Genomic DNA, 23,186 nt, shown 5'->3' with positions numbered 1-23,186 from the left:
GGGTGCCCGTACGGCCGTGGCCCGCGCGGCTCCGCGTCATCCGGCTGTGGCCCGCGCCGCTCAGCGCGTGGGCCACGGCACCTGGGGCGAGCGGTAGTAGTCGATGCCGAGCGCGTCCCACCGCGGCCCCTGCGCGGCCAGCCGCACCCGGTACGCGGCCCAGTCGTGCGTGGCGGACGGGGACCAGCCGAGTTCGGCGATGCCCGGGAGCCGGGGGAAGGCCATGTACTCGAGGTGCGCGCTCGTCGAGAGGGTCTCCGTCCACAGCGGCGCCTCGACCCCGAAGATCGAGGAGGCCGGCGCTCCCTGGACATAGGCGCCCGGGTCCCAGTCGTAGGACTGCCGGGCGTCCACCAGCCCGGCCCAGTCCTGCCCCAGCGGCGTGTCCTTGTCGTACTTCATGTCCAAGTAGGCGCGGTTGGCGGGCGAGAGGATCAGCCGGGTGCCCGCCCTGGCCGCGTCCGCGACCTCCTTCTCGCTGCCGTCCTGCCCCCAGTACTGGGCGATGGCCCCCTTGGCGGGCCGCGCGCCGGTCAGCTGATGCCAGCCGATCACCGTCTTGCCGTACTTGGCGACGATCGGCTGGACCCGGTCCATGAAGGCCACGAAGTCCTCGTGGCTGGTGGAGTGCGCCTCGTCGCCGCCGATGTGGAGGTAGCGGCCGGGGGTGAGCGCGGCGAGTTCCCGGATGACGTCGTCCGCGAAGTCGTACGTCACCTCCTTGGACGCGCACAGCGAGCTGAAGCCGACCTCGGTGCCGGTGTAGAGCGGGGGCGCGACGCCGTCGCAGTTCAGCTCGGCGTAGGAGGCGAGCGCGGCATTGGTGTGGCCCGGCATGTCGATCTCGGGGACGACGGTCAGATAGCGGCTCGCCGCGTACCGCACGATCTCGCGGTAGTCCGCCTTGCTGTAGAAGCCGCCGCGCCCGCCGCCGACCTGGGTGCTGCCGCCGTACGTCGCGAGCCGTGGCCAGGAGTCGATGGCGAGCCGCCACCCCTGGTCGTCCGACAGATGCAGATGCAGCGTGTTGATCTTGTACAGCGCGAGCTGGTCGATGTACGCCTTGACCTGGCGGACGGTGAAGAAGTGGCGGGACACATCCAGCATCGCGCCCCGGTAGGCGTAGCGCGGCACATCGGTGACGGTGCCGCCGGAGACGGTCCAGGGGCCGGGCTGCGGGCTCTTCCGCTCGACCGCGGCGGGCAGCAGCTGCCGCAGGGTCTGCACACCGTGGAACAGACCAGCGGGCCCACGGGCGCTGATGGTGATCGCGCGCCGGTTCACCTCCAGCCGGTAGCCCTCCGTCCCGAGGCCGCGCCCGTCGGGCGCCGTGCCGACGAGCCGCAGCCGGATGGCGTCGCCGCCCCGGCCCGCCCTGCCCCCGCCCGCGGTGACCGGCAGCCGGTACCCGGTGGAGGGGCGCAGCACGCCCGCCAGATAGTCGCCCACCTGGCGCGCCGCGCTGGAGCCCGGGGCCACCTGGATCCGCGTGTGCGGGCCGAGCGTGTACGGGGTCCCCGCGGGCCGTACGGAGGCGGGGGCGGGCACGACCCGGTCCAGCGGCACCGGCCGCGCCCCGGCGGCGGAGCCGGGCGCCGCGGCTCCGGCGGCCGGGTCGGAGGGGCTCGCCGTGGCGGCGGCCCCCGCCCCCGCCACGGAGAGCAGCAGGGAGCACAGGAGGCTGAGGCGGATCCGGCGTCGTCCCACGGCATCCCCTTCGTCGGGCGGACCAGGCCTTCATCCTGGGTACCGCGGGACCCAGTCGAGGTCAAGGTCCAGACCAATACACATCTGTTCACCTGTCAGAATTTCCGCCATGACGGAAATCACCCAGCGCGACGGAGCATGGAGCTTCGACGGCGACACCGTGCGGATCGTCCCCGGCCGGGACAAGCGAGTGAATCCGGTGCGCCAGGCGCTCGGCGAACTCGCGGTGCCGCTGGAGGCGTTGGCCGGCATCGCGTACGAGCCGGGGCGCCGGACCGGGCGGCTGCGGCTGAAGCTGCGCGAGGGCGCGGACCCGCTGCTACAGGCGGCGGGCGGCGAGCTGCCGGACGCCGCCGACCCGTACCAGTTGCCGGTGGAGTCCGAGCGCGCGGGTGTCGCCGAGTACCTGGTCGACGAGGTGCGCCAGGCGCTGCTGCTGGAGCAGGTGGACCTCGGGTCCTGCGACCGCTATCTGCTGCCGGGCCCCTCGGTGCCGCTGTCGGCGTCGGCGGGCGACGGCACGGTCTCGTTCGACGGCGAGCAGATCCGCCTGGAGTGGAACTGGAAGACCGAGCAGGCGAAGAAGTCGGGCGGGCCGCGCGCCTTCCCGGTGTCGGACGTCGAGGCGGTGAAGTGGACCCCCGCCAAGGGCCTGGAGAACGGCTACCTCCGCTTCGCCCTGGTCAAGGTCCCGACCTCGGCCCCGCCCAAGTACGACCCGTACGCCATCGTGACGTACGGCCTCAAGAGGGACCCGCTGATGGCCCTGGTCGCGGCCGCGGTCACGGCCCGGCTGCCGCACCCCGCCGGGGCGCCGGAGCCCGCCGACGCCGCCCCGGTGCCGCTGACCAAGGGCCCCGCTCCCGCCGCGATCGGGAGCAAGGCCGGGCGCGAGGGCGGCGGTGGCGGTGGCGGCCGCGGTGACCGCGACGGCGACAGTGCGGCGGATCACGACGCGCTGCTGCGCCGGCTGCGTGAACTCGGCGAGCTGCGCCGCGACGGGGTGCTCACGGAGGAGGAGTTCACCACCGTCAAACAGGCCGTGCTCCGCCGTTTCTAGTCACGTACACCTCCCTCCTGCCCGATATCGGGCAGGATTCTTGCGAAACGGGGCGGCTCACCGCAGTATCTACGGGTGCTCGATCGCCGCATGTCCCACGACGACCTCATCGACCACCTGGTGCGCAGCACGCCGCTCAGCCGCGGCGAGGCCGCCCGGGTGGTGCTGGACGTGCTGGCGTACTTCGACGAGACGACCGAGGAGTTCGTCCGCCGCCGCCACCGGGAGCTCCAGTCCGGCGGGCTGACGAACGCGGACATCTTCGAGCGGATCACGGCCGAGCTGCCGCACCGCGCGGTGGCGCCGCCCGACCTCTCGCTGCGCCAGCTGCGCCGCATCGTCTACGGCTGAGCCGAGCACCCATGAGCTACCCAACAGGGAGGGCCTGACACCATGTGCGGAATCGTTGGATATATCGGGAAACGCGATGTGGCACCGCTGCTGCTGGAGGGTCTGCAGCGCCTGGAGTACCGCGGCTACGACTCGGCCGGAATCGCGATCCACGCCAAGCCCGCCAAATCGGGGCAAGCGACGCATCCCGCCGGTCTGAAGACCGCCAAGGCCAAGGGCCGGGTCCGCGACCTGGAGGCCAGGCTCCCCAAGCGCTTCGCGGGCTCCGTCGGCATCGCGCACACCCGCTGGGCCACCCACGGCGCGCCGAACGACGTCAACGCGCATCCGCACCTGGACGCGGACGGCAAGGTCGCCATCGTCCACAACGGCATCATCGACAACGCCGCCGAGCTGCGCGCCAAGCTCACCGCCGACGGCGTTGAACTCGCCTCCGAGACCGACTCCGAGACCCTGGCCCATCTGATCGGCCGCTCGCAGGCCGACACCCTGGAGGAGAAGGTCCGCCAGGCCCTCACCCTGGTCGAGGGCACCTACGGCATCGCCGTGCTGCACGCGGACTTCCCCGACCGGATCGTCGTCGCCCGCAACGGCTCCCCCGTGGTGCTGGGCATCGGCGAGAAGGAGATGTTCGTCGCCTCGGACGTCGCCGCCCTGGTCAGCCACACCCGCCAGGTGGTCACCCTCGACGACGGCGAGATGGCCACCCTCAAGGCCGACGACTTCCGCACGTACACCACCGAGGGCTCCCGCACCTCCGCCACGCCGACCACGGTGGAGTGGGAGGCCGAGTCGTACGACATGGGCGGCCACGACACGTACATGCACAAGGAGATCCACGAGCAGGTCGACGCCGTGGACCGGGTGCTGCGCGGACGCATCGACGACCGCTTCGCCACCGTCCGCCTCGGCGGGCTCAACCTGGACGCCCGCGAGGCGCGCGGAGTGCGCCGGGTGAAGATCCTCGGCTGCGGCTCGGCCTACCACACCGGCCTGATCGGCGCCCAGCTGATCGAAGAGCTGGCCCGTATCCCCGCGGACGCCGAGCCCGCGAGCGAGTTCCGCTACCGCAACGCGGTCGTCGACCCGGACACCCTCTACATCGCGGTCAGCCAGTCCGGCGAGACCTACGACACCCTGGCCGCCGTCCAGGAGCTCAAGCGCAAGGGCGCGCGCGTGCTGGGCGTCGTCAACGTCGTCGGCAGCGCGATCGCCCGCGAGACGGACGGCGGGGTGTACGTCCACGCGGGCCCGGAGGTCTGCGTCGTGTCCACCAAGTGCTTCACCAACACGGCCGTCGCCTTCGCCCTGCTGGCCCTCCACCTCGGCCGGATCCGCGACCTGTCCGTCGCCGACGGCAAGCGGATCATCGCCGGGCTGCGGCGGCTGCCCGAGCAGATCGCGGAGGTGCTGCGCGGCGAGGAGGAGATCAAGAAGCTCGCCGCGGAATATGCGAATGCGAAGAGCATGATGTTCATCGGCCGGGTGCGCGGCTACCCGGTGGCCCGCGAGGCCTCCCTGAAGCTCAAGGAGGTCTCCTACGTCCACGCCGAGGCGTACCCGGCCTCCGAGCTCAAGCACGGCCCGCTGGCGCTCATCGAGCCCGAGGTGCCGACCGTCGCCGTGCTCCCGGACGACGATCTGCTGGAAAAGAACCGCGCGACGCTGGAGGAGATCAAGGCCCGCAGCGGCCGGATCCTGGCCGTGGCGCACCGGGAGCAGGAGAAGGCGGACCACACGATCGTGGTGCCGCGCAACGAGGTGGAGCTTGACCCGATCCTGATGGGGATTCCGCTGCAACTCCTCGCGTACCACACGGCGCTGGCGCTCGGCCGCGACATCGACAAGCCGCGCAATCTGGCGAAGTCCGTCACGGTGGAATGATCGCCCGCCAGCCCGCCAGCCCGCCAGCCCGCCAGGTGACTGCTCGGCGGTCCCCCGCGTGTGCCACCACGCACGCGGGGGCCGCCTCCCCTGTGCCGGCGTCGCCCTTACGCCGGCAGGTGAGCCGCCGGCGGGAACCGTCACTTCCCGGCCGACGGCACGTAGCGCACGCCCCTTCGCTCGGTTTGTACCCGTCACAAACGCACAATCCACCTCTACGCACGGGTAGATTTGCCGGTTGTCAAGCCGGACTTGGCGCCATCTCGCCAGCACCCAAAGGGAGTTGAGAGTGTCCGATTCTCAACGCTCGCCCCTGCGGCGGGGAACCAGCCGGGAACCGGCCGGGGCGCGGGGACGTCGGCGCGGGGACGTCAGGGAATGACCACCACGGGCCGCTGCGCCCGGCGCGCCAGCCGCCCCGCGACCGAGCCGAAAATGCGCCCCACCAACCCGTGCGTGGAGCCGACCACGATCGCGTCGGCCGCGTACTCCCGGCCGACCTCCTCCAGCTCATGGCAGATGTCCCCGCCCCGCTCCACCAGGATCCAGGGCACCTCGGAGAGATGGTCCGCGCAGGCCAGCTCCAGGCCCAGCACCTCGGTACGGTGATCGGGCACATCGACGAAGACCGGGGGCTCACACCCGGCCCATACGGTCGTCGGCAGCCGGTTGGCCACATGGACGATGATCAGCCCGGAGCCGGAGCGCCGGGCCATGCCGATCGAGTACGCGAGGGCGCGCTCACTCGATGTCGAGCCGTCGAATCCCACCACGACGCCGTGCTGGAACGCCGGATCGCAGGAATGACGTGATTCTTCCGCCGCTTCGGGGTGCGCCATGTGATCGGCGACCCGCTTGCGGTCCGCGGGTTCGGGGATTTCGTGACCGGCCATCGGTGTCTCGGCGAAGGAAGTCCTCGTGAGGAGGGAACGGCGGGGGCTCAAAGGTTGCAGTTGTCGGGGACGGCAGCTCGCTGGCGCTCGGGGGAGCGTATCGAACGAACGGAATCCGTCCGGGATTCATCTTTCCAAGCCCTTACCCCTAAGGGTACGGCGCCACTCCCCTCCTGCCCAGAGAGCTCTTGGACGGCGAACCGCCCGAGGCGTTCCACGGAGCATGCCGGAGGGCGGCCCGTAACGCAATGCCCCAAGTGGTCCCGACAGGGCCGATGTGCGGCTGTGCCGCGTGGCCCGAGTGGACCTCCAGCGAACCCCGAGCCGTCGTGCCGCGTACACCGCGCGGACGGTTCGCAGTGACCCAAAGGCCCGCCCTGCGTTGTAGTAGCCGCGCGGTGATCGCGCCCGCCCCGGCCCCCCGTCCGCCGCCCTCCGAGGAGCAGATACGTGCCCGCCACCCTCGAGTACGACGCACCCCACGAAGGCCACGGCCACCCCGTCCGGACCCCGGCCGGCGAGGCGGCGGGCGAGGTGATCCGCTGGGGTGCGTTCAGCTGCGCCCTGGTGCCCGTCGTCCTGCTGGTGTGCGGCTCGCCGCTCGGCGCGGCGGCGGGCGCCGCCGTCGGGCTGGCCGCGGTCACGGCCGTCAGCCGGACCCTGCTGCGCCGCTCCGAGCGCACCGCCGCCAGGCTCGCGGGCACGGTCATCAGTCCACATCGTGGACGACATGGGCGCACCGGAATCGGGGCGCACAGGGGCGGCCGACGCGGCTGAGAGCGCACTCCGTAGCGCTTCGGGTACACAGTGGTGAGAGTCACCGGGCGGGTCGTACGCCCGGCGGAGGACCCTTCCGTACGTCTGCGCCCACTCCTTTTCGGCCAACTTCCCGCCGAAGTTCTTTCCTTGGCAAACGCCCGCCCCAACCCCCTCCGACCAGCGAGGAAAGGGGTATGAACGGCCCCTACCCCCTACGCGAAGTGGGTACGAGGGCTAGGCGTACTTCACAGGGAGGCCCACGAGTGCAACGCTTCGTGATCGAATGCTTCCCGCCAAGTTGTCATGTCGACATAGTGGCGGGTGGTGAACTGGTCACGGCGACCACACGCGACACAGTAGATTCGATCTTGGCCATGACCGGCGGGGGAACCGTTCAGGACCGAGGGGAAACGTGCAGGACCGAGAGGACGCGACCACCGAGGGGGGCTTAGTTCGATGAGCCAGGACTCCACGACCGTACCGGAGACCTCGCGCAAGCTCTCCGGACGCCGGCGACGAGAAATCGTCGCGGTGCTGCTCTTCAGCGGCGGCCCTATCTTCGAAAGCTCCATCCCGCTCTCCGTCTTCGGCATCGACCGCCAGGACGCCGGAGTCCCGCGGTATCGACTGCTGGTGTGCGCGGGCGAAGATGTGCCACTGCGAACGACCGGCGGACTGGAACTGACCGCACCATACGGCCTGGAGGCGCTGTCCCGGGCCGGCACCGTCGTCGTACCGGCCTGGCGGTCGATAACCCAGCCGCCACCGGCCGCAGCGCTCGACGCGCTGCGCCGCGCGCACGAGGAGGGCGCGCGGATCGTGGGCCTGTGCACCGGGGCCTTCGTACTCGCCGCCGCGGGGCTGCTGGACGGCCGCCCGGCGACCACCCACTGGATGTACGCGCCGACGCTCGCCAAGCGCTATCCGTCCGTCCACGTCGACCCGCGCGAGCTGTTCGTGGACGACGGCGACATCCTGACCTCGGCGGGCACCGCCGCGGGCATTGACCTGTGCCTGCACATCGTGCGCACCGACCACGGCGCGGACGCCGCGGGCGCCCTGGCCCGCCGCCTGGTCGTCCCGCCGCGCCGCAGCGGAGGGCAGGAGCGCTATCTGGACAGGTCATTACCGGAGGAGATCGGCGCGGATCCGCTCGCCGAGGTCGTGGCGTGGGCGCTCGAGCATCTGCACGAGCAGTTCGACGTCGAGGCCCTGGCCGCCCGCGCCTATATGAGCCGCCGCACCTTCGACCGGCGGTTCCGCTCGCTCACTGGGAGCGCTCCACTTCAGTGGCTGATCACCCAGCGGGTGCTTCAGGCCCAGCGTCTCCTGGAGACCTCCGACTACTCCGTCGACGAGGTCGCCGGACGCTGCGGCTTCCGCTCCCCGGTCGCGCTGCGCGGACACTTCCGGCGGCAGCTGGGGTCCTCCCCGGCCGCCTACCGGGCCGCGTACCGCGCCCGCAGGCCCCAGGGCGGCGTCCCCGACCGTACGGAGCGCCCGGACCGCCCCGAGCGCCTGGAGCGGGGCGACCGGCTCGACCGGTCCGAGCTGGGCGAGCAGCGGTCCGGCGAGCACTCCATGCCGCTGCGGCGCCCCGGCGGGCCCATCACCCACCCGGCCCACCCCCATCACGCTCCGCACTCGCACGGCGGAGCCGACCCGGGTAAGCCGGAGTCCGACGCCTACGCCCCGCGCCTGCCCGAGCAGGCCACCGGTCGCGCGCCTGGCCGCCCGACCCTGCCCGGCCAGCGGGAACGCCCCGTAGGGTGAGACGTATGAACGATCGCATGGTGTGGATCGACTGCGAGATGACCGGGCTCTCGCTGTCGGACGACGCGCTTATCGAGGTGGCCGCGCTGGTCACGGACTCCGAGCTGAACATCCTGGGCGATGGGGTGGACATCGTTGTCCGGCCGCCCGCGAAAGCGCTGACCACCATGCCCGAGGTGGTGCGCGAGATGCACACGGCCTCCGGACTGCTCGCGGAGCTGGACGGCGGGACCACGCTGGACGACGCCCAGCAGCAGGTCCTGGCGTACATCCGCGAGCACGTCCCGGAGCCCGGCAAGGCCCCGCTGTGCGGAAACTCGGTCGGCACCGACCGCGGCTTCCTGCTCCGGGACATGCCCGAGCTCGAGAGCTATCTCCACTACCGCATCGTCGACGTCTCGTCGATCAAGGAGCTGGCCCGCCGCTGGTACCCGCGGGCCTACTTCAACAGCCCGAAGAAGAACGGCAACCACCGCGCCCTCGCGGACATCCACGAGAGCATCGCGGAGCTGCGCTACTACCGGGAGGCGGTCTTCGTCCCGCAGCCCGGCCCGGACTCGGACACGGCCAAGTCGATCGCCGCGAAGCACGTCCTCCCGGCCCGGCAGCCGTGACCCCTCGCTCCCGGCCCGGAAAAGCCGGGAGCGAGCACCCCCGCGGACCCTGTACACTTTTTCTCGGCCGGTGCGGCAGCGGAAAGCGCCGGTCATGGTGGGTATAGCTCAGCTGGTAGAGCACCTGGTTGTGGTCCAGGATGTCGCGGGTTCGAGTCCCGTTACTCACCCTTGATGATCGGCCGGTGGCCTGGGAGAACAGGTCACCGGCCGATCTTTTTGTCGTTTCGGGCCGCACATGGGCCTGACAGCCCTGACGGGGACAGCGCCCCTGCCGGTACGCATGGCCCTCGGCCGGCTCGGCTCGGGATGTACATTACGGTGGCATGGCTGATGACACCGCGAGTGGCCTTTTGGCCAGCGCGAGCCGCTCACTCGGCGAGTGCGAGTACCTCCTCAGGCATGGCGAGAACGCGACTCTCGGCCTGCTTGCCAATGCGCACCGCTACTGCGACCAGGCCGAGCAGAAGATGTCCTCCGGCGACACCGAGACCGCTGCCACCATTGCCATCCTTCGCTCCACGGTGGCGGCGTTCACGCTGCGACACTGCGCCCTTTTCCAGGTGAGGTGTGATTTCGATGACAACGACGGAACTCTGCTCAATGGAATGGGAAAGTACGACGAGGAAGGTCTGAGCCGGCCGCTCACGGAGCAGGCCGTCCGAGTGGCGCGCACAGCCCTGCACGAGGACCCGGAAGACGCCCTCGTACCGCTGCAACTGGGCCATGCGCTCACCTGGTCCGGCGACCGCGACGGCGCCGTCGCAGCATACGAGGAGGCGCTGCGGCGGGACCCGGGCGACCGCTGCGCCCGGTCCTGTCTGCGATACCTCAAGGCCGCGCCCGGCCGTCGGCCGTCGCCGAACAGGATGAGTCACGGCCGCCATGGATTCGCCCTGCTGCGTTTCTTCTTCTGGATCAACAACAACGACTGGGACCACGGGTTTCTGCTGTTCGGTTCTGTCCCCGATGCGCGCGCCTACACCGACAGGTGGCTCGATGGCGATGCTCGGAAAATGGCGGAGAGTGACCCGGAGGACGACGAGGACGACGGGATTGTCCTGCACATCCACCGGCCCGGCCGCCGCGTCGCCGAGTACGACCTGAAAGGCCGAGTGCGAACCGATTCGGGTGGCCGGTCATCGCGCGTCGATTGGTCGGACATTCCGGTGTGCGAACCGCTGGAATCACCGCTCCCGCCTGGGCGCCCACTCCGGATAAACAGCAGAACCTGCTTCTACGGCGGCAGCGGGTGAATACGGGCACACGTTTCGCGCTGAGCGGCCGAGGATCGGTCAGCTTCCGAGCGCATCGATGAGGTGATCGTCCAGGTCCGCGACGAAGCCCTCGCGCCGCCAGGGCCGCAGTTCCCCGCGAGCCTGGCGCAACCGCAGCACAGGTACACGCCCGCCCGTACTGACAGCTGAGTCGATGCAGCTGTGCAGGAGGTCCGCCGCCCTCTCCGGCTCATCCAGCCGGATGCAGGACAGCGCCTGATCGGTGGAGACGATGGCCCGCTGTACCCGCTCGCGTGGCGATCCCAGGGCCGCCGCGCTACCGGCGAAGAAGTCATGAGCGACCGCCGCGTCTCCGACGTACAGCTCGCACAGGCCCTCGAAGCCGCGCAGGTGGTCCGTGCTGAAACTCGACGCCGCAGAGTCGAAGTCGATGTCGCGGTCGAGGTCGTACCAGGCGAGCGACAGCGCGCTCCGCGCCTGCCGCTCGGCACCCGACCGGGCGGCGATCTCAGCCTGCAGTGCATGTGCTCGGGCCCGTACGCGGACGCTGTCGCCCGCCCGCGCATCTCGCACGGCCGCGTCGACCAGCACTCTGGCGGCCTCGACCCCGGAGGGCGAGTAGAGCGTGACCAGGGCGTGGCTCATGTGGACGACGGCACGTCGCCACTGGGCGTCGAGCCGCCCGGCCGTGGAAGTGGCGGCTGCGTAGAGGGCGCGGGACGCCTGGTCGTCGCGGGTCTCGAAGGCGAGTCGCCCGGCGAGGGTGTACGCCTGGGCCGCGACTGTACGCAGCTCGGGCAGCAGGAGCTCGGGGACGCCTCCGGCCAGGAGCCGTCGGCACGATTCGATCACGGGCGCCAGGAGCAGTTGCAGCCGGGCGAAAGGCAACGTCCCGACCTGCGCGTTGACGTCCCCGACGGCCGTCCGCAGTCCGTCGAGCAGCGCGTCGTCGGCGCGTGCCGGATCGGCGAGCGCGGCCGCCATCGACAGCCGGGTCGTGGGCCCGAGCAGGGCGAGCAGTCCGGTCCCGCCCTCTGTCGCTGTGCGTACGAGAAAGGAACGCAGCTCGCATAGCCGTGTCTCTGCCTCACCGAGGTGGGCGAGGGCGTCGAGCAGCTCGGCGAAGTCGCTGCCAGGCCCGAGCACGACATTGCCGTCAGGCCCTCGGGCGTAGGTATGCGCCAGGAGCAGCTGGTACCGATCACCGGGCAGGACCGGCCGCGTCGCGCTCTCCCACCGGGCGACGGAACGCTGCACGCTCAGAACGGGTAAGTCGAAGGGCTGGCCGATGCGGCGCGCTGTGCCGACGAGCGCACGCGCAGCGTCGGCCAGGGACCAGCCCCGCGTCCGTCGGAGAGCCTTGAGTGTGGCGGCGCCAACGAGAGGGTCGCTCTTGCTCATGCCCTCATCATGCCGTGACTCACGTCACAGAGGGACGATAAGGCGGGGTTTCCCCTGTTCGGCACCGTAGTTGAGGGTCTGCCATGTTCCGGACGCCCCCTGCGGACCAGCGAGGGGAAACCCGATAACCATGTCGGAGCGGTCGACCATCCACCTGTTCCGGGCGTGAAACGCCGCGCTGCCCAGCTCCCCGGCGCGCAGCTCGACGATTTCCGTGATGCGGTCGCGGCTGCGGGTGATGGCTTGCCGTGCTTCGGCGGGCTGCTGCTGGACGGTGCCGGGGACGACGATCGTGATCTGTGCTTCGGTGTTCTCGGCCAGCCACCGGAGGGACAGGCTGTCGATGCCCTTGGCCCCGCCGATGTGGAATCGTGCCTCGGGGTCCGCGAACGGGCGAAGGTAGCCGGCAAACAGCTCGGCGTAGTCGGCGGGATCGCGGTGCGCCGTCGACCGCGTGCCGGTGATGGCCACAGCCCGAGTCATGATCCACTCCGTGTCGTAGGTTGTCATATCCCGCTGCGTCCGCCAGTGCGGTGACATCGATACATGGACGCATCCAGTCACCGTGACCTCGCCGATCGGGTGAAAGCCTACGGACTTTCGATAGTGGCGAAGGGCGCCCGCCTGTGTGTGGCGAATCCCCTTAACGCCGGCTTGGTGGAGGGGATCTTCAGCCAGGGTGGGCGGTATGCCACCACCTGGGGACACGAAGTCGGAGAGCGTGGCGATGAGAGCGGCACCGTGGAACGCCTCGCCTTTCTTCTCGGCGCGTCCGCGGGCGGCGCGGCATGAGGACCAGAGCCCTGAAGTGGACACCGCCGAGCGGACACGACGTCAACGTGGTCAAAACGGGGAAGTGGTGGGACGCCGTCAGATCGTCCGCGTCGGTAGGTGAGCACGCGCTGGGGCTGCTGGGCGCGGAGTCGGGGGCAGTCATTCAGGACAAGCACGGGCCCTTGTACTGGCTGGTGCGGCCGGGCGCGGCCGACGGCTGGAACGTGCGGCAAGTGCAGGTGCTCGGCGCATCCACCGCCACGGCCAGCTACGTCGGCGTACCGCCCGCGCACTGGACGAGCCGCCCGGGAACGCATTGGCGTATCCCCGTCGGCCCAGGCCGGTACCTCACCGACGCCAAGCTGCTTCACGGCGCGCTCGTCCTCGCCATCCTCGCCGAGCTCGGCCCGGCCGAGGAGGCTGACCGATGACGTCCCAGATCTGCGCGCGCTGCGACAAGCCGACCACCACCCCGGTCATCGTCGGCCAGGTGCACTCCGCCAGCGGCGGCGGCCGCACCATCTACGCCTGCCCCAAGCACGCCGCCCGCTTCCCGGCACAACGAGACCCGCTCACGGAGCTCGCCGCCCTCCGCCGCGCCCGACAACACGGCAGGGCCTGATGACTGCCCGGATGACCCTGTTCAGCGCAGCCCCGTAGACCGGTGGGCCGCTGGCGGCCCGGTTCCCCGTGCCTGGCCCCTACCGCATAGCCAGCGGCCCACCTCCCCAACGTCCGCCAGCCTCCGTTCCGCTCTTCGGAGGCGAGCGGGCCCGCAAGGCACGATGGCGCAGCGGGAAGGACCCATGCGCCGAGAATCAGGAGGTGCGCAGTGATCCGCCAAGGTAAGCACAAGGGAGATCCCGCCCCGATCAAGCCGTGGACTCCACCGCCCCCGCCGCCCCCGGACGGCAACCAGCCACCGAAGCAGAAGTGAGGCGCTGTGACTGACTGGCCGCAGCGCCAGGCCGCGCTCCTGGACGCCCTCACGGCGTCCGGGGCGCTGGCCCCCACCTGGCGCCCCGACTTCGAGGCGGTGCCGCGCCACCAGTTCATCCCCCGGGAGGTCTGGAAGCAGGAGTCGACCTGCGTCCCCGTCGCTGAGGCCGCGTGGTGGGATCTGGTGTACACCGATGAGCCGATCGTGACGCAGCTGGACGACGGCCGCAGCGGCGGACCCGGGGTAGCCACGTCGTCCAGCTCCAAGCCGTCCCTGGTCGCCCGGATGCTCGGCGCGCTCGATGTCACCGATGGGCACCAGGTGCTGGAGCTCGGCACCGGCACCGGCTGGAACGCCGCTCTGCTCTCCGCACGCCTGGGCAGCGAGAACGTCACCACCGTCGAGGTTGACGGGCGCCTGGCCGAACAGGCCGAGAAGACGATCCGCGAGGCCGGATACAGCCCCCGCGTCATCCACGGCGACGGAGTCCTGGGATGGGCGCCCGGGGCGCCATACGAGCGGCTGATCGCCACCTGCTCCGTGCGCCAGGTCCCGCAGGCCTGGATCGAACAGACCGCTCCCGGCGGCGCGATCGTCGTCCCGCTCGCGCTGGACTTCTGGTCCGGCGCGCTCCTCCGCCTGAATGTCACTGAGGGCATGGCACAGGGGCGACCTGTCGGCGATGCACAGTTCATGCCCATGCGTTCGCACCGCCCGGCGGTGGATGCCCCCCGTGGACGGTTCCACCGGGCGGCGCACGTCCGGGAGTGCTGTCCCTGACACGGTGGCGAGCCTTGGGTTTGCTCTTTACACCAGCGCGCGACTGCCCGGGGTCGCGATGACGGACGGCCGCCACGAGGGGACGTACCAGATCTGGCTGTGGGACCGGGAGGGTCGGCGGCCACCGTGACCGACGAGGAGGTGTGGCAGTACGGCCCTCGGAGCCTGTGGAAGGAAGCCACTGAGGCACACGCCGCCTACGTCGGCGAGGGCAGTCCGTCGGCTGACGAGTTCGGTGTGACGGTCGACGGCGCTGGACAGCGTGTGTGGCTGCGGTCACCAGAGGCACCGATCGTGTGATGATCCCGGCCGCCCCGTCCGTGCGTCGCCCCCGTAGCGCGCGGACGGGGCTCACTCCCGAGGCAGCGGTGCCCCCACGTCGCGCACCAGGTCGTGGAGGGGCACGGCCAGGGCGTCGGAGATCCGGATGAGGGTGTCGAGCCCCGGAGACTGGTGACCGTTCTCGATGCGGTTCATGGCCTGCCGGCCCATGCCGGCCTTCTCGCTGAGCTTCTCCTTTCTCCTGAGTCAAGTTGCGCCACCGCCGCAGCTCGCGAATGCGGTCGCCGACGGCCCGGCGACGAGCGAGGATCCAGTCGGGCAGTGGGGCGGACGGCGGCACCCGTCAATGCTCGGGGCTGCGTGATCACCTGTCTGTATCGCTGACCGTACATTCCTCGATCATGGTCACAGATACCAGCGAGTAGACGCAGACCAGCGCAGTAGCAGCATTTGCTACTCACCACCGGGAACGCTGGGCACCGCCCACCGCACCCTGTTCCCACGGGAACGGGGACCCGGATTCAGCGCTTGGTCACCGGCCGATCTTTTTGTCGTTTCGAATGACGAGAGCGCGCTCCGTCCGGCGGGGGAGGCGGATAGTTCCGCCGGTGGACGCGGACGGGTGGAGTGACGTCCGAGCCTGGAGTTCCTGCCGATGGAGGAGGAAGTCCGGGTGGAACGCTGGGATCGGGTCGGGCGGTGCGCGGCCTATGGGGCGGCGCTGGCGCTGTCGCCATACTTACTGATCAAGGTGTCGTGGGTGGCCGGCTCGCTGATGGGGCTGGCTCCGGTCGGAGAGGGCTTCAACCTCGCCGGGTGGGCGCTCTTCAACACGGCGACCATCGGCATGGCGGCGACCGGAATCGCGCCGGCACTCGCCCTGGTGCGGCCCTGGGGGATGCGGATACCCGGGTGGCTGGTGGCGTTCTGCGCCTGGACGGGTGCGGGGTTCCTCGTATCCGTCCTGCCCTACTCCGTGCTCAGCGCCCTCCTGGATCCCGCTTCCGGCGACTCGGAGGGTTCGGACGGGAGCCATGACCCCGCCATGCCGGGCTGGGAGGCCGCGCTGGTCCAGTTCGGCTTCGTGGGAATGGGCCTGGGCCTGGCCCTCGCCCTTCCCGCCTATCTGAGACGACGCTGGCCCGCCGCGTTCACCGGCCGGGTCGGGGACAGTGCCCCTGCCGGCACGCCATGGCCGGCCGCCACAGCGGCCGTGGTCGGTCTGGTCTGGCTGTACTGGGCAGCCGGTGGCACGCTCGGAATCGCGCACCCCGCCGAACGGAACACCGATGGCTACCTGCTGACCGGCCTGGGCGCGCTGTGGGCACTCGTCGGCGCCGCCGCCCTCTGGACACTCACCCGGGCGCGCCCCGCCCGACTCCCCCGCCGGCTCCCGTTGGCCCTCTGCTGGCTCGGCTCGGGTTCGCTGTTCGCATGGAGTAGTTGGAAACTGCCGCTCACACTGGCCGTGTCGCCGGCCGACCCGTCCGACGTCACCCAGCCGGAAAACCTCGCCGTGGCCACGGTGCTGCACCTCGCTGCCATCGCCGCGGGCGTTGGCACGCTGCGGAGAATGACGGGATTGTCCTGCACATCCACCGGCCCGGCTGCCGCATCGCCGAATACGACCTGAAAGGCCGAGCGCGAACCGATTCGGATGGCCGGTCATCGCGCGTCGGGGGTGTGGCCCTCTAGGGGTGCCGGCGGTCGGTCTCGCCGTGCCCTTCTCCCATCTCGTTCCTCTCCCCGTGACCCCGCCGCCGCTTCCGTCTGGGCGGCCACCACGGCGTCCAGGTGAACTTGTCGCCGCCCACCCAGCGGACGACGTCCGGGTCGTCGAGGTCGGCGTCCTCCATGCCGATCGTGCGGGCGAGCTCGATCACGTCCAGGACCGAGTGCGCCTTGCCGATCACTTCCCCGGCGACCTCGATCAGACGGAACGGAGGGTTGTTCGGCTGTACCCCGAGCACCACGATCGGCGGCAGGTGGACGCGCGGGCTCTCGCTCTCGGTCATATGTCCACGCTGCGGCCCCCGCCGCGCCTCCGCACCTCGAACCGCCCCCGTCGGCCGTCGCCGGTTCGGGTGCCTTGCGGTCGCCCGGGCCCCGGGGCCCCGCTCAGGATGGCCGCAGGAGCACGGCGGCCGGGACGGGTGCGATGGACGACGAGGCGATACGCGGCGGCGGTCAGGAGCCCGAGGGCGGCCCGGACCAGGGGCGCGCCCTGGGCTGCGCCCTGGGGCGCAGGCGCTTCCTCGGGGCGGTGGGGGCCGCCGCCGGGGTGGCGGTGGCCGGGTGCGAGTCGTCGGGCCGTGAGGAGCACGGCGGGGCGGCCCGCGCCTCCAGGGCCCCGCGGCGGGCCGTGGACGCGGATGTGCACCGCGATCCCGGCGTGCTGCGCGGCGCCGCGGCGGTGGTCTCGCTCGGCCACGACGAGTACTGGACCCCGCAGCAGCGCCAGTACGTCACCCGCGCCCGCGACGCCGGGACCAACGTGGCGTTCCTCGGCGCCAACACCTGTTTCCGCCGGATCAGGCTGGAGCGCGGTCCGGGCGGCGCGGACCGCACGGTGGTCTGCTACAAGACCGCGTACCACGACGACCCGTATCTCGCGAGCCGCCGCGACCTGGTCACCACCGACTTCCGGCAGCCGCCCGCCGCCGACCCCGAGTCCTCCCTGACCGGTGTCTTCTACGAGGGCTACCCGACCGACGCCCCGTACGTCGTGCACACACCCGGCCACTGGCTCTTCGCCGGCACCGGGGTCAGGCGGGGCGACTCCTTCGCCCACCTCGTCGGGGTGGAGTACGACCGGGTGACCCCCGGCGAGCCCACCCCGGAGCCGCTGGAGATCATCGCCCACTCCCCCTTGGTCTGCAACGGCCGGCACAGCCACGCCGACTCCGCGTACTACACCGCCCCGAGCGGGGCGGGCGTGTTCGCCACCGGGACGATGCGGTGGGTCGAGGGGCTCATGGCGGGGACCCGTGAGAACGGGCGCGACCACGGCCTGGACGGGCGGACCGCCGCCTTCGTCGGCCGCACCACCGAGAATCTGCTGCGCGCCTTCGCCTCCGGCCCCTGCGCGGAGCACCGGCCGAAGCCCATCGACAATGTGGCCGCCGTGTATCCCGGGGTGTCGCGGTTGCGCGCGTGAGGCGAGTTCTCCCCGAAAGCCCTCGACCCGCTCCCCAACCCCCGTATGGTGCCCGGGACTTGCCAACGGGAGGCTCCCATGCGGAGAACACACAAGGCCCGGCACGGCGCGCTGCGCCGCCGGGCGCCATGGATCGGCACGGCGGTGGCGGCGGCACTCGGGGCCGGCGCGCTACTGTTCACCAACGCCACGTCCCAGGCCGCCGTGGCCGACAACCCCGGCGCGCTCAGACCATTGACGTCCTCGGCGGAGTTATCGAAGCTCGCGCTCACCCAGCGCAAGGTCGCCGACTCCACGATCGCCGAACTCGACCGGCGGCTGCCCAACGTGGGCGTGGACACCGTCCTGCAGAGCGCCAACCACACCATGCCCACCCCCACCTCGAGCCCGGCCTGCCGCGCCTCGGAGAAGGCCGCGCTGCCGGTGAAGCCGACGGCCACCGCGGCGTACTGCTTCACCACCGGTGACGCGCTGACGCAAGCGTGGCTGCCGCAGTCGGTCACCTCCTCCGGGGACGCGGACGACGACGGCGCCTGGGGAGAGAACAAGGTCATCCTCTCCGGCTGGACGCACAACGACCACCTGTACGACGAGTACCCGGGCGCGGAGCCCGCGGCCGACCGGGGCCTGGCCCGGGTCGCCTTCATCGACGCGAACACGCCCGGTGCCTTCAAGTACCGCTGGGTGCTGCTGACCGTGCCCACCGAGGGCGGCGCGAACTTCGCGAAGCTGGGCTCGCACCTGGGCGGCATGGTCTGGTACGGCGACAAGCTCATCGTCACCGCGTCCAACGGCGACGCCAGCCACAACGCCCTGTACGTGTTCTCGATGAAACACATCCTCCAGGCGACGAAGAACACCACCGCGATCGGCAGAGTGAGCGGCGGCTACTCGGCACACGGCTACCAGTACCTGATGCCGGCCATCGGCTCGTACAGCCTGAGCGGAAAGTGCTCCTCGGCCAACGACGACGGCGTCCCCTGCTTCGCGTCCATCTCGCTCGACCGCTCCGCCACCCCCCACCGCCTGGTCGCAGGCGAGTGGTTCTCCTCGGGCGGGACCCAGCCCGCGCGGCTGTTCCGCTACGACCTCGGCCCGACAGGCGGCGCCATGCCGCTGGCCGTGAACGGCTCCGGGAAGGCCGGGGCCGCCGACGCCTACGAGACCAAAGCCGTGGGTGTCCAGGGCGCGCTGTCCTACCAGGACGGCTCGGGCGACAAGCGCTGGTACGTGCCCAGCGCCCGGGGCGGGCCCGGCCAGCACGGCATCATGTGGCGCCAGGACACCACCAAGACGACCGCGGCGAGCTGCTCGGGCACCGATCTGGCAAGCGCCTGCTGGGCCAAGCACTCCGAGTCCATGTCGCTGTGGTGGAGCACCAAGACGGTGTGGTCGGTCACCGAGTGGGCCGCCGATGCCAAGGGGCACTGGCAGGACCCGACGTCCAGCGGGTGGCAGGACCGGGTCGTCCCCGAACGGGTGCTGTTCTCCGTGCCGTTGTCCTCGCTCGGCTGACCCCTGCGCCGGCCCTGCCAGCAGGGCCTTTCCCGCCCGGTCCGGCGCGTGGCGCTGGGCCGGGCGGGTGATCTTCCCCCTCGCGCAGTCGCCTGACGGACGCACCACCCGGACATACTGCGCGGATGCCCGAGAAGCGTGGAATTCCACCCATCATCCACCAGACATGGAAGACCGCGGATGTACCGCACGAGTGGCGGGAATGGTCCGCGTCCTGGCGCCGGTACAACCCCGACTGGGAGTACCGGCTGTGGACGGACACGGACAACCGCGCGTTCCTCCAGGAGCACTACGCATGGTTTCTGCCCATCTATGACGGCTACCTCGAGCCGATCAAGCGGGCCGACGCGATCCGCTACTTCCTCCTCGACCACTTCGGCGGACTGTACGTCGACATGGACTTCGAGTGCCTGCGCCCCATGACCGATCTCTTCGCCGGGGAGGAGCTCCTACTCGGTCTCGAGCCGGAGCAGCACGTCCAACTGCCGTGGAACCGCCGGAGCGGTCTGCGGCGCATCGTCTGTAACGCGTTCATGGCATCGCGGCCGGGCCATCCCTTCTGGTCGCATGTGCACCGGCAGTTGGTGGGCGCCCACACCATGCCCGGCCCGATGGACGCGACGGGCCCGTTCCTGCTCACGCGCGCGGTCGACAGCGCCCCCCAGGACTGCTCCCTCACGATCCTGGGGGCCGAATCCGTGTATCCCAAGATGAGCCCGTTCGCGGCAGAGCTGTTCGGGCCGCGGGACGTCGATCTGGACCGAGCCCACGCCGTGCACCACTGGTCGAGCAGTTGGACCCAGGACGACTCCGGCGCACCGGGGACCTCGACCGGCCGCAAGGTCAGGTTCTGGACGAGCCAGGACCTGGAACCCTGTGCCATCGGCGTGATCGACCTCGACGCGCAGCGCCGACGGTGGGCCGCGGGCTCCCCCGCGCCGACGGTGTCCTGTCTGATGGTGACCAAGGACCGGTTCCCGTTGGCCAAGCGGGCGATCCGGTGCTTCCTCGCTCAGACCTACACCCGCGCGGAGCTGGTCGTGGTCGACGACGGCGCGGACGGCGCCCTCGAGGAACACGTACGCGGCCTCGCCGACCCGCGGATCCGGCTGCACCGGCTGCCGCCGGAGGGGCGGACGCTGGGCGAGCTGCGCAACATCGCGGTGGACCTGGCCACCGGGGCCTACGTATGCCAGTGGGACGACGACGACCTGTACGACCCGGAGCGGCTCGAGGTGCAGCTGGTGGCGGTCCTCGCGCTGGACGCCACGGCCTGCTTCCTGGCCCGCGAACGGCTGTGGTGGCCCGCGCGCCGCAAGTTCGCGATCTCCGGGGTACGGGTGTGGGAGGGCGCCATGCTCTGCGCGAAGGAGGCGCTTCCCCGCTATCCGGAGCAGCGATGCGGCGAGGACTCCCCGGTCGCGGAGGCCGTGGTGCGCGGCGGACGGACGGTGTCCCTGGACGCGCCCGAGCTCTACACCTATGTGTTCCACGGGGACAACACCTTCGACGAGCCGCACTTCACGAGTCTCTTCGACGCCGCGACCCAGCTGTGGCCCACCGGCAGCGCCTACACGGACCAGGTGCACGCGATGGCGGCGCGGCTGCCCCTCGACCCGGCGGATGTCCTCGAGGCGGAGGACACCCCAGCCAACGCCGCCGTAGACACTGCCGGGAACACCTCCGAAAGCAGCGCGAAAAACACCGCCGACCCGTCGGCGCGCGTCCCGCACGCCCGGCGGCCCGCCCCCGTGGACGCAGGCGCGGACGCGGAGGAGCACCCCCCGCTGCTCGTCCTCACCCCCGTCAAGGACGCCGCCGCCTTCCTCCCCCGCTACCTCGACAACCTGCGCGCCCTCGACTACCCCCGCGACGCGCTCTCTCTCGGCCTGCTGGAGGGTGACAGCCGTGACGGCACCTGGCAGGCCCTCCAGGACGCCCTGCCCGCGCTGGAGGCGGACTTCCGGCGGGTCACCCTCGTACGGCGCCACTTCGGCGTCCGGCTCACCGGGCCGCGCTGGGAGCCGGACGTCCAGCGGCAGCGGCGGTCGGCCCTGGCCATGGCCCGTAACCACCTCCTGTCGCGCGCCCTCGCCGACGAGCGGTGGGTGCTGTGGCTCGACGTGGATGTGACGGACTGTCCGGCCGACCTCGTCCAGCGGCTGCTCGGCGCGCGCGAGGAGATCGTCGTCCCGCACTGCGTCACCGAGCCCGGCGGGCCCAGCTTCGACCTCAACACCTTCGTCCTGCACCCGGACGCCGCCACGCTGGACTGGGACCGCTGGCTCCGGGACGGAATCCTTCAGCCGCCCAAGGGGTTCGGCCGGAGCTATCTCGACGAGCTGCGCGGGCACGAGAGGGTCCGCGTCGACGCGGTCGGCGGTACGGCCCTGCTGGTCCACGCCGATCTGCACCGCGACGGCCTGGTGTTCCCGACCGTCCCCTACCGGCGGCTCATCGAGACCGAGGGGCTGGCCGCGCTGGCGCAGGACATGGGCGTCGAGTGCTGGGCGCTGCCCGGGGTGGAGGTGGTGCACCCCGCCATTGGGGTGGTGGCCCGCTGAGCCGGGCAGGTGAAGCCGCCGCCGGTTGCGAAGCCCGTGACGTCGGGCGTCGTTAGCCGATTGTCCGCGGGCCTCTGCGGCGAAGAATTAGGAGAATCACATGAACATCGGCAAGACGGCCGCGCTGGTGACAGTGGCGGCCGGGGCGGTGGTCTTCGGCGGGTCCAACGCCGGCGCACTCCCCTGGGACAACCCCACCCAACAGGTCAACGACTGCGACTCCAAGAGCGGCGTGGGCGTCTCGGGGGCGGGGGCGCGGTCGGACTGTCTCAACTTCGCGCAGATCTTCGGCGACCCGCACGGCGTGGTGCAGCAGAACCACTGCGACTCCAGCGTCGGCAGCACGGCCAACGTGACCGTCATCAACCCTGCCGGCGGCGGCGGGACGGGCTCGCAGTGCGCCAACATCGCCATCTCCGAGCAGCCGAACTTCACGGCGCCCCACCGCGGCATGTACGGCGAGGGCGGCTACGGCGACGGGCTCCGATGACCTCGGCACCGACCCGACCGGAACGCGGCCCCCTGGAGGCTGGAGTCCTCCCGGGGGCCGCGGCCGTGCCGTCCGAGGGGCCCGGCTCGCCTCCCCTGGTCTCGGTGGTCATCCCCTGTCACGACTACGCCCACTATCTGCCGCAGGCGGTCGGGAGCGTGCTGGCCCAGACCTGTCCGGACTGGGAACTCGTCGTGGTCGACGACGGCAGCACCGACGACACCGCGGCGGTGGCCCGGTCGCTGATCGCCGACCACCCCGATCGGCGCATCCGGCTGCTGTGCCAGGCCAACGCGGGTGTCTCGGCCGCCCGTAACGCGGGCATCGCGGCCACCACCGGCCGCTACGTCCTGCCGCTGGACGCCGACGACGTGATCGCCCCGACCATGCTGGAGCGGACGGTCGCGGTGCTGGACGAGAACCCGGACATCGCCATCGCCTCCACCGACGTGTCCGTCTTCACCGACGACGGCCTGCCCGCGCAGGCGCTGGAGCTCCCGGCCTACGACAAGGACCTGCTGCTGCGGCGGCTGATCATGTTCTACTGCTCGCTCTACCGCCGCGAGGTGTGGCAGACGGTGGGCGGCTACGCCGAGGACATGCGCGCCGGGGAGGACTGGGACTTCTGGATCGCCTGCGCCGAACACGGCTTCACGGCCCATCACCTCCACGAGCCGCTGTTCGGGGCGCGCAACAAGGACGACGGCCTGCATGTGGAGGCGGCCGAGAACGACCTGGCGGTCCGGGCCAGGATCGTGGCGGGCCACCCCGGGATGTTCAAACCGGTCACCCGGGCCTGGGCGCGGGCCGTGCTCGCCCAGGACGAGCGGGAGTGGCTCGCCGACGAGCGGGTGCCCGACGACATCCTCACCCGGGCGGCCGACATGGACCAGTTTCTGCGGGCGGTCCTGTCGCTACAGCGCACCGCGCGGCTCCAGCACCGTCACATCCAGCGGCTGGAACGGGCCCTGGCCGAACGGGACATTCCCCTCCCGGTCTGAGAG

At 71.1% G+C, this 23,186-nt stretch carries 23 protein-coding genes, 1 tRNA gene and 1 pseudogene; 19 read left to right on the top strand and 6 right to left on the bottom strand.

The features are described from left to right. Nucleotides 1-60: 60 nt before the first annotated feature. Nucleotides 61-1,707: a beta-N-acetylhexosaminidase gene (locus ACWY4P_RS34560; protein WP_456204470.1), complete on the bottom strand. Its 1,647-nt coding sequence runs from the start codon at nt 1,705-1,707 to the stop codon at nt 61-63. Between the two features lie 109 nt (nt 1,708-1,816). Here ACWY4P_RS34560 and ACWY4P_RS34555 point away from each other — a divergent pair, with 109 nt between their 5' ends. From ACWY4P_RS34555 to glmS, 3 genes are all read left to right on the top strand, one after another. Next, nucleotides 1,817-2,767 (top strand): DUF4429 domain-containing protein, encoded by a 951-nt coding sequence (locus tag ACWY4P_RS34555; RefSeq protein ID WP_456204469.1) that lies wholly within the window; start codon nt 1,817-1,819, stop codon nt 2,765-2,767. Between the two features lie 75 nt (nt 2,768-2,842). After that, nucleotides 2,843-3,118, top strand: coding sequence for a hypothetical protein (locus tag ACWY4P_RS34550; protein ID WP_319694380.1), 276 nt, complete (start codon nt 2,843-2,845; stop codon nt 3,116-3,118). Between the two features lie 42 nt (nt 3,119-3,160). Beyond that, complete coding sequence (glmS, locus tag ACWY4P_RS34545; RefSeq protein ID WP_456204468.1) at nt 3,161-5,002, top strand: glutamine--fructose-6-phosphate transaminase (isomerizing); 1,842 nt, start codon at nt 3,161-3,163, stop codon at nt 5,000-5,002. Nucleotides 5,003-5,373: 371 nt separating this feature from the next. Here the strand turns inward: glmS and ACWY4P_RS34540 are convergent, their stop codons facing one another. Further along, nucleotides 5,374-5,895, bottom strand: coding sequence for a universal stress protein (locus ACWY4P_RS34540; RefSeq protein ID WP_456204467.1), 522 nt, complete (start codon nt 5,893-5,895; stop codon nt 5,374-5,376). Nucleotides 5,896-6,345: 450 nt separating this feature from the next. Between ACWY4P_RS34540 and ACWY4P_RS34535 the strand changes: the two genes are divergently transcribed. The 5 genes from ACWY4P_RS34535 to ACWY4P_RS34515 all read left to right on the top strand — a co-directional run bounded on the left by ACWY4P_RS34535 (nt 6,346) and on the right by ACWY4P_RS34515 (nt 10,297). Beyond that, nucleotides 6,346-6,672, top strand: a complete 327-nt coding sequence (locus ACWY4P_RS34535) for a hypothetical protein (protein ID WP_456204466.1) — start codon at nt 6,346-6,348, stop codon at nt 6,670-6,672. Nucleotides 6,673-7,110: 438 nt separating this feature from the next. After that, on the top strand, nt 7,111-8,427 hold the full coding sequence (locus tag ACWY4P_RS34530) for a helix-turn-helix domain-containing protein (RefSeq protein WP_456204465.1): 1,317 nt from the start codon (nt 7,111-7,113) through the stop codon (nt 8,425-8,427). Between the two features lie 5 nt (nt 8,428-8,432). Then, a complete protein-coding gene (gene orn / locus ACWY4P_RS34525; RefSeq protein ID WP_456204464.1) occupies nt 8,433-9,041 on the top strand; it encodes an oligoribonuclease in 609 nt (202 codons plus the stop codon). Nucleotides 9,042-9,138: 97 nt separating this feature from the next. After that, a tRNA-His gene (locus ACWY4P_RS34520) sits at nt 9,139-9,211 on the top strand. 156 nt (nt 9,212-9,367) lie between these two features. After that, entirely contained in the window at nt 9,368-10,297 is a 930-nt protein-coding gene (locus ACWY4P_RS34515) for a tetratricopeptide repeat protein (protein ID WP_456204463.1), read from the top strand. A gap of 39 nt (nt 10,298-10,336) precedes the next feature. On the opposite strand, the gene ACWY4P_RS34510 is transcribed toward ACWY4P_RS34515, so the two are convergent. Together ACWY4P_RS34510 and ACWY4P_RS34505 are read right to left on the bottom strand one after the other, a co-directional pair. Further along, nucleotides 10,337-11,680, bottom strand: a complete 1,344-nt coding sequence (locus tag ACWY4P_RS34510; RefSeq protein ID WP_456204462.1) for a hypothetical protein — start codon at nt 11,678-11,680, stop codon at nt 10,337-10,339. A gap of 24 nt (nt 11,681-11,704) precedes the next feature. Continuing rightward, the gene (locus ACWY4P_RS34505; RefSeq protein ID WP_456204461.1) at nt 11,705-12,190 is read right to left on the bottom strand and encodes a hypothetical protein; all 486 of its coding nucleotides are present in this window, start codon (nt 12,188-12,190) and stop codon (nt 11,705-11,707) included. A 36-nt stretch (nt 12,191-12,226) separates the two neighbouring features. On the opposite strand from ACWY4P_RS34505, the gene ACWY4P_RS34500 reads away from it, so the two are divergent. The 5 genes from ACWY4P_RS34500 to ACWY4P_RS34480 all read left to right on the top strand — a co-directional run bounded on the left by ACWY4P_RS34500 (nt 12,227) and on the right by ACWY4P_RS34480 (nt 14,474). Next, complete coding sequence (locus ACWY4P_RS34500; protein ID WP_456204460.1) at nt 12,227-12,472, top strand: hypothetical protein; 246 nt, start codon at nt 12,227-12,229, stop codon at nt 12,470-12,472. Further along, the gene (locus ACWY4P_RS34495) at nt 12,469-12,885 is read left to right on the top strand and encodes a hypothetical protein (protein WP_456204459.1); all 417 of its coding nucleotides are present in this window, start codon (nt 12,469-12,471) and stop codon (nt 12,883-12,885) included. The genes ACWY4P_RS34500 and ACWY4P_RS34495 overlap by 4 nt, the downstream gene beginning before the upstream one ends. Beyond that, the gene (locus ACWY4P_RS34490) at nt 12,882-13,076 is read left to right on the top strand and encodes a hypothetical protein (protein WP_456204458.1); all 195 of its coding nucleotides are present in this window, start codon (nt 12,882-12,884) and stop codon (nt 13,074-13,076) included. Before ACWY4P_RS34495 ends, ACWY4P_RS34490 begins: the two co-directional genes overlap by 4 nt. A 321-nt stretch (nt 13,077-13,397) precedes the next feature. Beyond that, entirely contained in the window at nt 13,398-14,174 is a 777-nt protein-coding gene (locus tag ACWY4P_RS34485) for a methyltransferase domain-containing protein (RefSeq protein WP_456204457.1), read from the top strand. A gap of 126 nt (nt 14,175-14,300) precedes the next feature. Further along, nucleotides 14,301-14,474 carry a hypothetical protein gene (locus ACWY4P_RS34480; protein WP_456204456.1) on the top strand — a complete coding sequence of 58 codons (174 nt, stop codon included), beginning with the start codon at nt 14,301-14,303 and terminating at the stop codon, nt 14,472-14,474. 51 nt (nt 14,475-14,525) lie between these two features. Here ACWY4P_RS34480 and ACWY4P_RS34475 read toward each other — a convergent pair whose 3' ends face one another. Next, nucleotides 14,526-14,666 carry a helix-turn-helix domain-containing protein gene (locus ACWY4P_RS34475; RefSeq protein WP_456204455.1) on the bottom strand — a complete coding sequence of 47 codons (141 nt, stop codon included), beginning with the start codon at nt 14,664-14,666 and terminating at the stop codon, nt 14,526-14,528. Between the two features lie 445 nt (nt 14,667-15,111). Between ACWY4P_RS34475 and ACWY4P_RS34470 the strand changes: the two genes are divergently transcribed. After that, on the top strand, nt 15,112-16,089 hold the full coding sequence (locus tag ACWY4P_RS34470; protein WP_456204454.1) for a hypothetical protein: 978 nt from the start codon (nt 15,112-15,114) through the stop codon (nt 16,087-16,089). A 58-nt stretch (nt 16,090-16,147) separates the two neighbouring features. On the opposite strand, the gene ACWY4P_RS34465 is transcribed toward ACWY4P_RS34470, so the two are convergent. Beyond that, complete coding sequence (locus tag ACWY4P_RS34465) at nt 16,148-16,471, bottom strand: hypothetical protein (RefSeq protein ID WP_456204453.1); 324 nt, start codon at nt 16,469-16,471, stop codon at nt 16,148-16,150. Between the two features lie 356 nt (nt 16,472-16,827). Here ACWY4P_RS34465 and ACWY4P_RS34460 point away from each other — a divergent pair. The 5 genes and pseudogenes from ACWY4P_RS34460 to ACWY4P_RS34440 all read left to right on the top strand — a co-directional run. Beyond that, nucleotides 16,828-17,613, top strand: a pseudogene (locus ACWY4P_RS34460) (N,N-dimethylformamidase beta subunit family domain-containing protein); the annotation flags it as partial. 78 nt (nt 17,614-17,691) lie between these two features. Continuing rightward, complete coding sequence (locus ACWY4P_RS34455) at nt 17,692-19,128, top strand: hypothetical protein (protein WP_456204452.1); 1,437 nt, start codon at nt 17,692-17,694, stop codon at nt 19,126-19,128. A 125-nt stretch (nt 19,129-19,253) separates the two neighbouring features. Next, nucleotides 19,254-21,692: a glycosyltransferase gene (locus tag ACWY4P_RS34450; RefSeq protein ID WP_456204451.1), complete on the top strand. Its 2,439-nt coding sequence runs from the start codon at nt 19,254-19,256 to the stop codon at nt 21,690-21,692. 100 nt (nt 21,693-21,792) lie between these two features. Beyond that, nucleotides 21,793-22,182: a hypothetical protein gene (locus tag ACWY4P_RS34445; RefSeq protein WP_456204450.1), complete on the top strand. Its 390-nt coding sequence runs from the start codon at nt 21,793-21,795 to the stop codon at nt 22,180-22,182. Next, entirely contained in the window at nt 22,179-23,183 is a 1,005-nt protein-coding gene (locus tag ACWY4P_RS34440) for a glycosyltransferase family 2 protein (protein ID WP_456204449.1), read from the top strand. Before ACWY4P_RS34445 ends, ACWY4P_RS34440 begins: the two co-directional genes overlap by 4 nt. Nucleotides 23,184-23,186 lie beyond the last annotated feature (3 nt).

It is taken from the genome of Streptomyces sp. LZ34, assembly GCF_053890475.1.
This window is presented reverse-complemented; position numbering and strand designations above follow the sequence as displayed.

Bases quoted from the DNA above. Each gene is read 5' to 3' on its own strand.
- ACWY4P_RS34490 (WP_456204458.1), top strand. From the start codon at position 12,882: ATGACGTCCCAGATCTGCGCGCGCTGCGACAAGCCGACCACCACCCCG.
- ACWY4P_RS34455 (WP_456204452.1), top strand. From the start codon at position 17,692: ATGCGGAGAACACACAAGGCCCGGCACGGCGCGCTGCGCCGCCGGGCG.
- ACWY4P_RS34450 (WP_456204451.1), top strand. From the start codon at position 19,254: ATGCCCGAGAAGCGTGGAATTCCACCCATCATCCACCAGACATGGAAG.
- ACWY4P_RS34555 (WP_456204469.1), top strand. From the start codon at position 1,817: ATGACGGAAATCACCCAGCGCGACGGAGCATGGAGCTTCGACGGCGAC.
- ACWY4P_RS34495 (WP_456204459.1), top strand. From the start codon at position 12,469: ATGAGGACCAGAGCCCTGAAGTGGACACCGCCGAGCGGACACGACGTC.
- ACWY4P_RS34540 (WP_456204467.1), bottom strand. From the start codon at position 5,895: ATGGCCGGTCACGAAATCCCCGAACCCGCGGACCGCAAGCGGGTCGCC.
- ACWY4P_RS34440 (WP_456204449.1), top strand. From the start codon at position 22,179: ATGACCTCGGCACCGACCCGACCGGAACGCGGCCCCCTGGAGGCTGGA.
- ACWY4P_RS34475 (WP_456204455.1), bottom strand. From the start codon at position 14,666: ATGGGCCGGCAGGCCATGAACCGCATCGAGAACGGTCACCAGTCTCCG.
- orn (WP_456204464.1), top strand. From the start codon at position 8,433: ATGAACGATCGCATGGTGTGGATCGACTGCGAGATGACCGGGCTCTCG.
- ACWY4P_RS34445 (WP_456204450.1), top strand. From the start codon at position 21,793: ATGAACATCGGCAAGACGGCCGCGCTGGTGACAGTGGCGGCCGGGGCG.
- ACWY4P_RS34505 (WP_456204461.1), bottom strand. From the start codon at position 12,190: ATGACAACCTACGACACGGAGTGGATCATGACTCGGGCTGTGGCCATC.
- ACWY4P_RS34510 (WP_456204462.1), bottom strand. From the start codon at position 11,680: ATGAGCAAGAGCGACCCTCTCGTTGGCGCCGCCACACTCAAGGCTCTC.
- ACWY4P_RS34500 (WP_456204460.1), top strand. From the start codon at position 12,227: ATGGACGCATCCAGTCACCGTGACCTCGCCGATCGGGTGAAAGCCTAC.
- ACWY4P_RS34470 (WP_456204454.1), top strand. From the start codon at position 15,112: ATGGAGGAGGAAGTCCGGGTGGAACGCTGGGATCGGGTCGGGCGGTGC.
- ACWY4P_RS34530 (WP_456204465.1), top strand. From the start codon at position 7,111: ATGAGCCAGGACTCCACGACCGTACCGGAGACCTCGCGCAAGCTCTCC.
- ACWY4P_RS34515 (WP_456204463.1), top strand. From the start codon at position 9,368: ATGGCTGATGACACCGCGAGTGGCCTTTTGGCCAGCGCGAGCCGCTCA.
- ACWY4P_RS34465 (WP_456204453.1), bottom strand. From the start codon at position 16,471: ATGACCGAGAGCGAGAGCCCGCGCGTCCACCTGCCGCCGATCGTGGTG.
- glmS (WP_456204468.1), top strand. From the start codon at position 3,161: ATGTGCGGAATCGTTGGATATATCGGGAAACGCGATGTGGCACCGCTG.